Source organism: Nitrobacter sp. Nb-311A (assembly GCF_000152905.1).
Classification (GTDB): domain Bacteria; phylum Pseudomonadota; class Alphaproteobacteria; order Rhizobiales; family Xanthobacteraceae; genus Nitrobacter.
The window spans coordinates 1-10,532 of the sequence record NZ_AAMY01000053.1 but is presented as its reverse complement, the minus strand read 5'-3'; the positions used below and the strand labels follow the sequence as shown (position 1 = coordinate 10,532).

Annotated in this window: 9 protein-coding genes and 6 pseudogenes; 9 read left to right on the top strand and 6 right to left on the bottom strand. The window is 58.4% G+C overall.

The features are described 5' to 3' along the window. The 3 genes from NB311A_RS21955 to terL form a co-directional block, all read left to right on the top strand. Nucleotides 1–258 (top strand): hypothetical protein (locus NB311A_RS21955; RefSeq protein ID WP_207382366.1); only part of this gene is annotated, 258 nt, incomplete at its 5' end. Beyond that, a complete protein-coding gene (locus tag NB311A_RS08970) occupies nucleotides 251–649 on the top strand; it encodes a DUF5681 domain-containing protein (RefSeq protein WP_009798210.1) in 399 nt (132 codons plus the stop codon). The genes NB311A_RS21955 and NB311A_RS08970, both read left to right, overlap by 8 nt. A 38-nt stretch (nucleotides 650–687) precedes the next feature. Next, nucleotides 688–2,196 carry a phage terminase large subunit gene (gene terL / locus NB311A_RS08965; protein WP_009798209.1) on the top strand — a complete coding sequence of 503 codons (1,509 nt, stop codon included), beginning with the start codon at nucleotides 688–690 and terminating at the stop codon, nucleotides 2,194–2,196. Between the two features lie 20 nt (nucleotides 2,197–2,216). Here terL and NB311A_RS23170 read toward each other — a convergent pair. The 3 genes and pseudogenes from NB311A_RS23170 to NB311A_RS08950 all read right to left on the bottom strand — a co-directional run. Then, nucleotides 2,217–2,396: pseudogene (locus NB311A_RS23170) on the bottom strand (superinfection immunity protein); the annotation flags it as partial. A gap of 1 nt (nucleotide 2,397) precedes the next feature. Next, nucleotides 2,398–2,994: a DUF4339 domain-containing protein gene (locus tag NB311A_RS08955; RefSeq protein WP_009798207.1), complete on the bottom strand. Its 597-nt coding sequence runs from the start codon at nucleotides 2,992–2,994 to the stop codon at nucleotides 2,398–2,400. A gap of 12 nt (nucleotides 2,995–3,006) precedes the next feature. Continuing rightward, complete coding sequence (locus NB311A_RS08950; protein ID WP_009798206.1) at nucleotides 3,007–3,891, bottom strand: MBL fold metallo-hydrolase; 885 nt, start codon at nucleotides 3,889–3,891, stop codon at nucleotides 3,007–3,009. A 114-nt stretch (nucleotides 3,892–4,005) separates the two neighbouring features. Between NB311A_RS08950 and NB311A_RS08945 the strand changes: the two are divergent. The 3 genes and pseudogenes from NB311A_RS08945 to NB311A_RS08935 all read left to right on the top strand — a co-directional run. After that, nucleotides 4,006–4,227: pseudogene (locus tag NB311A_RS08945) on the top strand (transposase); the annotation flags it as partial. 89 nt (nucleotides 4,228–4,316) lie between these two features. Then, nucleotides 4,317–4,628: a hypothetical protein gene (locus NB311A_RS08940; protein ID WP_131522900.1), complete on the top strand. Its 312-nt coding sequence runs from the start codon at nucleotides 4,317–4,319 to the stop codon at nucleotides 4,626–4,628. A gap of 398 nt (nucleotides 4,629–5,026) precedes the next feature. Then, complete coding sequence (locus NB311A_RS08935) at nucleotides 5,027–5,236, top strand: hypothetical protein (protein WP_009798203.1); 210 nt, start codon at nucleotides 5,027–5,029, stop codon at nucleotides 5,234–5,236. A 269-nt stretch (nucleotides 5,237–5,505) separates the two neighbouring features. Here the strand turns inward: NB311A_RS08935 and NB311A_RS20475 are convergent. After that, nucleotides 5,506–6,274 (bottom strand): annotated as a pseudogene (locus tag NB311A_RS20475) (IS5 family transposase). Nucleotides 6,275–7,109: 835 nt separating this feature from the next. On the opposite strand from NB311A_RS20475, the gene NB311A_RS19710 reads away from it, so the two are divergent. Both NB311A_RS19710 and NB311A_RS08915 read left to right on the top strand, forming a co-directional pair. Further along, nucleotides 7,110–7,466, top strand: a complete 357-nt coding sequence (locus tag NB311A_RS19710) for a hypothetical protein (RefSeq protein WP_009798199.1) — start codon at nucleotides 7,110–7,112, stop codon at nucleotides 7,464–7,466. Between the two features lie 177 nt (nucleotides 7,467–7,643). Then, nucleotides 7,644–7,925: pseudogene (locus tag NB311A_RS08915) on the top strand (transposase); the annotation flags it as partial. 254 nt (nucleotides 7,926–8,179) lie between these two features. On the opposite strand, the gene NB311A_RS08910 reads toward NB311A_RS08915, so the two are convergent. Continuing rightward, entirely contained in the window at nucleotides 8,180–9,205 is a 1,026-nt protein-coding gene (locus tag NB311A_RS08910) for an IS110 family transposase (protein ID WP_040674543.1), read from the bottom strand. Nucleotides 9,206–9,292: 87 nt separating this feature from the next. Between NB311A_RS08910 and NB311A_RS08905 the strand changes: the two are divergent. Further along, nucleotides 9,293–9,850: pseudogene (locus tag NB311A_RS08905) on the top strand (IS3 family transposase); the annotation flags it as partial. 226 nt (nucleotides 9,851–10,076) lie between these two features. On the opposite strand, the pseudogene NB311A_RS08900 reads toward NB311A_RS08905, so the two are convergent. Next, nucleotides 10,077–10,532: pseudogene (locus NB311A_RS08900) on the bottom strand (transposase); the annotation flags it as partial.

Here is a 10,532-nt window from a genome sequence, read left to right as displayed (position 1 = left end):
CTGGCGTCTAACAACACTATGACGCCGCCGATGGGCACCGGCGTTGCGGGCGTGGCAAAGGGCGAGCCGCCTGAGACCGCAGCGCTGGCGGTCGCTTGTTCAATCACTCACGTAGCGGACACGCTGACCTCGTCTGATCTTAGGTCACCAGATCAACCGGTGGCCTCCTCGACACCGCTGATCGGCGCCGCTGCACCGGACGGCGATCTGGACGTGTTCGAAGTAGCAGGGGATGACACCCAGGTGCGCCATGACTGAGCAGAAGAAGACAGAAGGGGTCGGCTATCGCCGGCCCCCGCGTCATAGCCAGTTCAAGCCGGGGCAATCCGGCAATCCGAAAGGTCGTCCCAAGGGGACGGTCAACCTCCGCTCCGATCTTCGTGAAGAACTGGGCGAGCATATTCGCGTGCGCGAAGGTGAGCGGGAGCTGAAGGTCAGCAAGCAGAGAGCCATGCTCAAAGCGCTGGTTTCCAAAGCGTTGAAGGGCGACGCGCGTGCCGCCCACATCGTGTTGACATTGGTCGAGAAACTGTTCGAGCCGGAGGCGGCAAAGGATACCGTTCCGGATCTTACATCGGAAGACCAAGCGATCCTTGAACGCTTCCTTGCCCGCCGCGTGTCTGGCCAACCCCTATCCACAGAAGAATGATGGCGTGTTCAATCCTCACAAGCTGAAAGATTAAGTCTATGATCGATAATAATCGCGCATTTCGCGCAGCGCTCGCCGCCGATCTGGTTGCCTTTCTGGAGAAGGTCTATCCGGAGATCAATCCGGGCGGCGCACTCTATCTTGTCGACTACATTGAGTATCTCGCTGACGTTCTTGACCGGATCGGCAGTGGCCAGGATACGCGCGTCATCGTCAACATGCCGCCGCGGCATCTGAAGTCCATTCTACTGTCGGTGGTCTGGCCGGCCTGGCTTCTGGGACGAAATCCGAAGAAACGCATTGCCGTTGTCTCACACAGCACAGATCTGGCGCACGACCTCGCGATTAAGAGTTTGCGTTTGATGCAGTCCGACGTCTATGCGATGATCTTTCCCAACACGCGGATCGTTGGTGATCGCCGGAAGACGGCGGATTTCGAGACCACTCAGAAGGGCGGCCGCTTTGCCGCCTCAATCGACTCCGGCATCACGGGACGTGGTTTCGACTTGATCATCGTTGACGATCCGATCGCGGCGCACGCGGCACGCTCCGCAGCCGAACGCGATAACGTGAACGACAATTTTGATGGCATGATCGCGTCCCGGCTCGATGACCAAGGCCGCGGTGCTATTGTCATTGTCGGCCAACGTCTCCATGAAGACGATCTCTCTGGTTATCTGTTGCGGAAAGGCAGTCATTGGCGACATGTCTCGCTGCCTCTAGTCGCTGAGGAGAGAACCGTTCTGCAGATCGGATCCCGGCTCTGGACGCGGGAGGAGGGCGAGGTTCTGCTTCCGCAGCTATGGCCGCCAGAAGTGGTAGCCAGTGTCCGTGTAGCCAACGGTGAGGGAACGTTCTCAGCGCAGTACCAGCAGAACCCGTCCGCCGCAGTTGGCGAGCTGATCCGGCCAGACCAGGTCCCGCTTTACGATGAGCTGCCGCCGGGTGTGCGGCGTGTTACGCTGAGCTTCGACACCGCTGTGAAGACCGGACCGAATTCGAGCTATACGGTTGGCTTGATCGTCTACACCGACGGTCATCGGCACTATATCAACGATGTTCTGCGCCAACGGCTTGATCCGGTGCAGGCAAGAGATGCCGCACTCGGCCTGATCGTTAGGTATCGACCATCCACAATTCTCGTCGAGGACGCGAGCTCTGGGCCGGGACTCGCCAAGATGCTGGAAGAGCGCGGTTATCGTTGCGATCTGCGCCCAACTGGCGGGATGAGCAAGGAGGAACGGTTATCGCCGCTTCTTCATATGTTCGTTGCTGGTCGCGTTCTCATCAAAAACAACCAGCCATGGACTGTCGAATTTATCAACGAGCTGCTGCGTTTTCCGCTTGGGCGCCACGACGATCAGATGGACGCTCTGACGCAATATCTGGGCTGGTTCATGGAAACAGCGAGGGCAATGCCGCCTATTATCCTTGGGGCCGCCGGCGCAGAGCAACGACTTGCAAACGCACTTTCTGGCCGCACGCGTCCACTGCAGAAAGGTGAACACCCTATGCGCCCGCGCTTCACCAGATATCGACGGGGGTGAGCTGCCCGCATCGCCCAGACCAACGCGATTCCCCAACCGATGATGGTGCTGCCGAAGGCGACGTTGATGACAAGGATGATCCAACGGTTCGGGTGGTCGCGCCGGAATGCTACGATGCTTGGGATGATGTAGATGATGCCGGCGATGAGGAAGACGATGCCCAGGAAGATAAGATCGCCGGTACGAGGATCGGGCTGCATGTTACAATACTCGCAGAATGATTGAGACGATGAACGATGCTATCCAGACGTATCCATAGGTCGGCGTCTGGCGCAGCCGTTGTGCGCGCATGAACAGATACGCCGGGGCTAACAGAAGCGCGAAGGCCGTCATCATCCGGAGCTGTAACCGGCGCGTTTGAGTTGCGCCGCGTCGGTCAGGCACAGCGTCGCATTCGTCAGGAGCGGAATGAGCCAGGTCAGCAGTGCGAGATAAGCCAAAAACGGCGGATCGTAGCGGGATTATCGTCCACGAACTGAACGATATGAGTGAGCTGATATTGGAGGATGCGGCATCCACGAACACATACACGATGGGCACGACGGCAAGCGCCCATACCAAGCCATTGTTCAGGTGGCTTGGCGCAATGGGCGGAGGGGTATCATTGAGCTGAGCACCGACCTTTGTCTTGCGCAATGGCTGCCAGTCGGCCAGCCCCTTGCGCCAGATCGGGGCCTCGCCGTCGATGGTCCGAGCGGCCAGGAGTTTGTGGAGTTCGTCGGCCGCAAAAGGCCCTTTGCGCTGCCCGCCCTGGGTGTAGAACCACCCCTCGCCGTCTGCCCTGCTGTCGTCCGTCAAAGTATCTCTCCGTTATGATTCAGCCTGCGTCGCGCTCCGCATCGCGAGCAGTTGTTGGCGTTCGTCCACCGACTGCCCGACGCGGTATTCGAGAAAACCTCGATCGTTTGGATGGACGCGGTCGACACGAGAATCGCGTCGAAAAGCGTCGACCCTCCTAGATTCAAATGAGGCCCCGAGAAATTGCGGGCCTTTGCCAAGAAATCTCAGGCGTGACTTTCCTGCCGCAGTTAATGCTTCGGGGGCTGCGACGAGGGCCAAGCCCTTGATCTCGCCGAATAGCTCGACCAGGCGTTGCTCAACTTCCGTTTCGGTCGGGAAGGCTAGGTCCGGATCAAGGCGGCCGAAGCTCGATCCTTCCATCAGCATAACGTCGACGTCGTTCGGCGGATGGGAGACAAGCTTCTCGAACAGCCCCGCTTTGCGACCGTGACCGCGAATGTCACCGGAATAGAACAGCCGCTTGCCACCTGCCTCGACTTCGATGGCATGGGCATCATAAGCGGAGTGGTCAACGAGATGCGGCGTCACCCGAAACGGGCCAAATTGCAGCGCCGTACCGCTTGTGAATTCGACCGGCCTCGCCGGCACATAGGGCCGAGGCACGAATGGGGCTGCCGCCTGCAGAATTTGAAGGGTCGCCGAGCCCAACGCCACCGGCAGATCCGGCCCCGCCAACGGCGCCAGGCCCCAATGATCCACATGCCCATGGGAGAGCACCAGTCCCAAAAGGTCGCCACCGCCCTCTAACCTCTCGATGGCCGAATGCGCCCCGAGATCGTCAGGATCGCCGTCCAACGGCCATCCCAAATCCAGCAAAAGCCTGGCGCCATCGGACATCAGCTCGATGCACGTCCCGCCGATTTCCTTGGTGCCGAGGTGGATACGAACGCGCACGAATCAAAAAAGCCCATATGCCCCTAATAGGTGTCCAGGATCAGCGCCTATGGCACAGAATTGATGGTGTGATCTAAGGAGTGTTCGGTTCTCGTCGCAGACGAAGGAACGAACATGAACACGAAGTCGACTGGCGGCAAACGCTCCGCCGAACACGTAGTCAAAGATATCCGCCGTGCGACGCGGCGGCACTTTTCATCAGAGGACAAAATCCGGATCGTGCTGGATGGGCTTCGGGGCGAAGACAGCATCGCCGAGCTGTGCCGCAAGGAAGGGATAGCCCAGAGCCTCTACTACACCTGGTCGAAGGAATTCCTGGAAGCCGGCAAGCGGCGGCGTTGGTTGTTGCGCTGAGCGCGCAGTTGACAATTCGAGCGAGATATGAAGCGCGCCGGCGGCAACCGCCGCAGCCGTTGAGGGCGGCATTGCGCAAGGAAGAGGTTCTCCTTCCGAGTCACGCCCGCGCTGACGCGCCTGATCTGCGGAGGCCGGCGACCAAGGTTCCGGTAGCCGGCAAGGCTGCATCGTCTGACAACGATGCGGTCGATCGCGCCATCACTTCGCTCAACAAGCGCATCGAGGCCACCGAGGCTGATCCGGCTGCGGTCGGCCAGGTGCGGCGGCGATTGCTAGGTATTCGGATGATTGGCAGGCGTTCGAATTCTATCGCATCGGCAACTGTGGCGGGCAGTTCAGAGGCCAACGAGTTTGCGGCTTATACGCTGGTTCCCGTTTAAAGCTTATGGACCAACAGGATTCAACGCGACAAATATGCCGAAAGATTTCGTCATAATGCGGACGAGATGCAGAAGTCGCCATCAATGCTAGCCGCTCGCTGGGTTGCGGTTTGCCGGCCTCGGTCCCGACCCGGAAAAGGCGTTGCCGGCTTTCGGCTGGTGGATTCATCGAGTTGGCGACCTTGACCAGGATGGATTTTCAAGCTCCATCATTCACTGATGGCCAGACGAAGTCGGCAAGGTTATCGATGGAAGCGCCAGCATGATCGGGCATTTTCAGGGTGCCGGCAAAAACGCCCCCCACAACTGAGAGATAAAAAGCCGAAACCGTTTTTGAAATACGGCTATAGCGCCAGTTCTCCGCATGAGAGTTTTTGCTGCATCAAGGGGAAATCCAAATGTCAGATCAATCTATTTCTCACTTTGAGTGTACCGAGGCGCGTCTTGCGGTGGAGGCCGTTTGGCTGGCTGCTCGGGAGAAGTCGACAGCCAGAGACGAGCTCCTCGCAGCCGAGATGATCGTTCAAGGACTGGCGGTGCTTCGTAAGGTCGATGCTGAAGTGGTCCGGGAGGAGGTCGCGGCCGGGATCCGCAGTGGCTTGGTCTAGGTCCCTCATTTGCAAATCTAGTGCGAAGGGGAATGGTTGAGACGGCAGACAGATCAACGCGGCGTTCATCGCACGTCTGGCCAAACCGAATGATAGGCTTCCCGGCGCACCTTCCCGGGGAGGCGATGCGTTGAGAGCCTGCCGTATCGGTTGTGCATCCCCCGGTCTATTGCTGGCTTCAGAATCGTAAACCCGCACGGAGTGAGGTTTGCGTTACGATGAAGCGGCATCGTCTTCGTTTCGCGGTAGCTGTTTGGGCCAGTTTTGAGCTAGGTCATCGACTCATTAAATCGCAACCAGATGCGGATTGAGACGAGTTTGATGGCAGCGAGGAAGTTGTCGTCACGTTTGTCGTAGCGGGTGGCGACCGCGCGGTAATGCTTGATTTTGTTGAAGAACCGTTCGACCAGATTACGCTTGCGATAGAGCCGCCTGTTGAACCGCAGGGCGATGACGCGATTTGGCATCGGCTTCACATTGGCTGTCGCGCCGCGCGCGGCCAAGGTCTGGCGCAGGGCGTTGGAGTCGTAAGCCCGATCCGCCAGCAGCACGTCGCCGCGTTCGACGGTGTCGATCATGTCCTGCGCGCTGCGTCCATCATGCGCCTGGCCTTCGGTGATCTTGAGCCGGATGGGCAGACCGCAGGCATCCACCAGCGCGTGGATTTTGGTTGTCAGCCCGCCGCGCGAGCGACCCATGCAACGGGATCGCGTCTGTTTTTTTGACCGTTGGCCGCATGCTGATGCACGCGGATCGACGAGGAGTCGATCATTTGGATGTCGCCATCGTAAGCCTTTGAAACCGCCGACAGAATACGATCCCACACGCCTGCCTTGCGCCACCGGTTGAAGCGATTCACGCAGGTCGTATGCGGGCCGTAGCGCGCCGGAATGTCCGCCCACGGCGCACCGGTGCGCAGCCGCCAGAAGATCCCGTCAGCACCCGCCGGTCATCCACCCGTGCAACGCCGCGCGATTTGTTCGGCAAAAGCGGCTGGATCACAGACCACTCGAAATCCGTCAGATCAAAACGTGCCATTCAATCCTCCCCTCCGGAGATTGAATCACGCCTCTCATCCAAACGGAATCCCATTTATGGGTTCGTGACCTAGTCTGTCTGATCGGTGAAGCGGCTCATGCCGACGTGTCAGCCGCTGCGGTCAAAGAATTGCTTCGCGCGCATATAACGACCTGCGCCGATGTACGAACTGTAGTTGCTGCAGTCGGAGAGGCCAGGGCCGAAGCGGTCGCAAAAGCGGCAGGCGTTGATGCCTCTGATGCGACGGAGCCCTTCAAGATTTGGTCATCATAATACATTTGAAATCGCCAAAACGCGTTGGCCTGGATGCCGTAAGTCGGCGTTGCGAACAGTTGATGTTGCAGCAGTAGTGGGACGAGGCCCTGTCTCGCACTGCGAGGGAGGCGAAGGCTCACACTATCTTCCGGACGTGTTCGCTCTTGATCTCTGGCGCCGCGTTGTCAGGCCTGAGGTGATCTGCTGGCTCTTTCTCGATGCCTTGGACCTTAGGCGAGGTCGGATTCGAGCTTAAGGTCTTACGAACGGCACGGGGAGGAAGAATTCAGATAAGCTTGGTCGCGGGGCCGTGTAACGGGGTCGGCCGGTGCTCGCCAGATCGATCTGACTTTACCATAGAATCACGATAGAAGGGGCGCGAATCTGTGTTCTCCGCATGCGGTCCTAAATTACAGCATGGCTACCTCACCGGCCATCTTCGTGGTGGGTCAACCATAGGTTGATCCGAGTGACCCTGTGGCGGACCAAGAATCTGAGCACTTGTGCAAGGTTTCACGTTTGCATCGCCACCTCAATTGCCAATTGAGTTCAATTCCTGTCCAGCAATAAGGAGACAAGATTGAAAAAACTCTTCCAAGTCCGTTCCAGGCAGCGTGATGCTGAGACCGACAAAAGGCGCGTCGGTTCGATTGTGCAGTCGATTGATGCTGCGATCGCGTCCGCAACGAAAGAGCGGGATGCTTTGCAATCCCGCGTGAGCGATGCTCGAGATCTTGCTTCATTCGCCTCTGGAACAGCCCACGATGAACACCTGACGCGCGAACCCGCAGACGAGAAAATTCTCAAAGAATATGAGTTGCAGATGGAAAATGGAGTGAAGCGGATCTGCGAACTGAATCAGCACATCGTCAGCCTGATCGAACTGCGAGATTTATCGAGCCGTTCTTTTTTTCATCTGTTGCAATCAGCTCAGTGAGCTCAACGGCGGCGTTAAGGTGTTTGACGATCCTTGCGTTGTCCCTTGATCAATGATCATTCGGACAATACGAGAGATCCGACGGCGTTCAGTTCAATTGGCTGAGGTCAATCGGGTCTGCCCCCTGAAAAGTGGTCCTCCCGACTTAGGCTATTCGCCGTTAGAGAGGACGTTGGAATGCCCCAGAAGAAGCACAAGGCGGAAGAGATTGTCGCGAAGCTGCGCCAGGTTGATGTTTTACTTTCTCAAGGCAGAACGGTTGGCGAAGCGGTTCGTTCGATCGGCGTGACGCAGTTCACGTATTACCGGTGGCGCAGGGATTTTGGTGGCCTGAAGGGCGATCAGGTAAAGCGCTTGAAAGAGCTCGAGAAAGAGAACGACCGGCTGCGTAAGGCTGTGTCGGACCTGACGCTGGAGAAGCTAATCCTGAAAGAGGCTGCCTCGGGAAACTTCTTCTCTATTCGGGGTGCATGATGCAAGCTCCTTTTTGCACGTCCACGATGTCAGAGATCATCCTGCGAGGCTCCTGCTTCTCTCCGAGGTCAGCATTTTGCAGCCTCATGATGGGATCAGAGGGAAAGGGCGGAGCCATCTAAGCCGCGCGGTCGTAAGTGCGCCGCACGAGTTTCCTCGGTCTCACCCAATCCCGTCGTCCTCGCGGGACGCCTCCTCCAGCATGGAGGAAGTTGAATCGGTGTGGATTTCCTCTGTGACTAGGTTGTAGCTGCGCTCCAGCGGAAGTCGGTATCGTCCCTCCACATCCGGTGAAGTATGACCGCGAGCTTGCGTGCAACTGCGACCATCGCCTTTTGCATTCCGCGCCGGCGCGCCACTGCAATGCCCCAGGCCTTGAGCGGGTTCCAGCGACCTGGACCAGTTAATACGACGAGAGCTGCTTCATAGAGACTGGATCGAAGCATCACATCCCCAGACCGGGAGATGCGACCCGTCCTGGAGATCTCGCCGGACTGATAAATGCGCGGCGTAAGTCCGTAGTGAGCACCCACGCACTTGGATCTTGAGAACCGCGCGGGATTGTCGACGCAGGTTCGGAACGTGAGAGCGACGATCGGTCCGACCCCTGGCGCGGACATCAGCCGGCGACAGACCGGATCGACCTGCACCAGATCAAGCAGCATGCGGTGAAGTTTAGCAAACTGAGCTCGTAGAGCTGCTCGTGCCTCTAACAACGGAGCGACGATGGCAGCAACGAACGAATGATCTGCAACAAGTTCACGGATACGGTCCTCAAATTTGATTTTGCCAACCACACCAACCTTGAGTCCGAAATTACGCAGCGAGCCCCGCAGGTCATTCTCGATGTCATAAATCTTCCGCTGCAGCAATTTGCGAGAGGTCAGCAGAAGTCTTCGATGTTGGCTGGCGGGAGTTTTGACGTGGACTGCCTTGAACAGCCCGACCCGCATCATCTGGGCGATCCCGCGGGCGTCGTTCCGGTCGGTTTTGTTGATGCGTGCCGAGAGCGCTGCATGCATATGCCGGGTCTCGACACAGATCGCCGCAAGGCCAACGTCGACGAGACCGGCATAGATCCACTGGGATAATGGTCCTGCTTCCAATCCGATCCGCTCGAAAGGCTGACCAAACTCGTGCAAGCGACCAGCTATTGCCTCTGGTGCACTATCAACCATCGTCTCGAGAAGGACTCGCCCGTTCGCGTCCAGGACGCAAATAGCGGTCGTCTTCACAGAGATATCGAGGCCAGCAAATAGTGACATGACGGGCTCCTTCGATGTTGAATATTTGGAGCTTCAATCTCGCCTCGCAACGGACGCCTTGGCGAGGGAAAACCCCGAATACCCCATCTGAGCCCTTCCCGGCGCCGTCGCTGCGTCGACCATGTCATGGTGAAGTTCTCCGTTTCGGAGCGCTTTGCCTGCAGGGTTTTCGGTCAGCATCGTTCGACGCAGCGCAAGACGCCGAAAGGCCGAGCAGATGAGGAGGCGTTGACCGCCGACATCATCCGGCTCGCCTCCCGGTATGGCCGCTATGGCTATCGCAGGATCACGGCGATGCTGCGGTCCGAGGGCTGGACGGTGAATGCCAAGCGGGTCGAGCGGATCTGGCGGCGGGAGGGGCTGAAGGTTCCCCAGAAGCAACCGAAGAGAGGACGTCTCTGGCTGAATGACGGATCGTGTATCCGGCTTCGACCGGAGCACCCCAACCATGTCTGGTCCTACGACTTCGTCGAGGGTCGGACCCACAATGGCAGGAAGTTCCGCATGCTCAACATCATCGACGAGTTCACCCGGGAGTGTCTGGCAATCCGCATCGATCGCAAGCTCAACTCGACCGACGTCATCGACGCCCTGTCGGACCTGTTCATCCTGCGCGGCGTGCCTGGCCACGTTCGTTCTGATAACGTCCTAAGAGCAGAAGGAAGTGGAGCAGCCGATCAAAGTCTCTCCGTTCGCCAGCATGCTCTCGCTGCGTGACGCTGGTCAAGTCGCAAGGTCGAACCAGGCGGCTTCCGCCGGCAAAGGAAAAGGTCTCGTCCATAGCAAACACAGGGTCCGCACGAAGGCGGCCCTCACCGTCCTCAACACGAGCTTCTGATCCAGGCGGAAGACCCGAACATTATCTACAGGGTCATCGAACAGATGCCCTCACGGCCCTAGCTGACAGAGGTTCTTCCACCTGGCACCCGCCCCTCGACGAAGGGCCGGTAATCGGAACCGCTTTTGACAACGGCGTGCACGACGCGCGCCATCTTGGCGGTAATAGCGGTCATCGCCTTGCGGCGCAGATCGGGATTGTCGCGATCTCTAGCGATGTAGCGTTCGAACTTGTGCCGGAAGCCGTTCTCACGCTGGCGGATGGCAACCTGCCCGGCAATCCATAGGGTGCGGCGCAGCCTGGCATTGCCAAACTTCGAAAGCCGGGTCTGGCCGCGATATTGGCCGGACCGCTGGGTCGACAGATCCAGTCCGCAGAACTTGAGAAACTGGCGATGGTGGTGGAAGCGGCGAAGATCTCCGGCTTCGGCAATGACCGTCAGTGCATTGATCGGCCCGATGCCGGGATTTGCCGCAGAGCTGATAATCC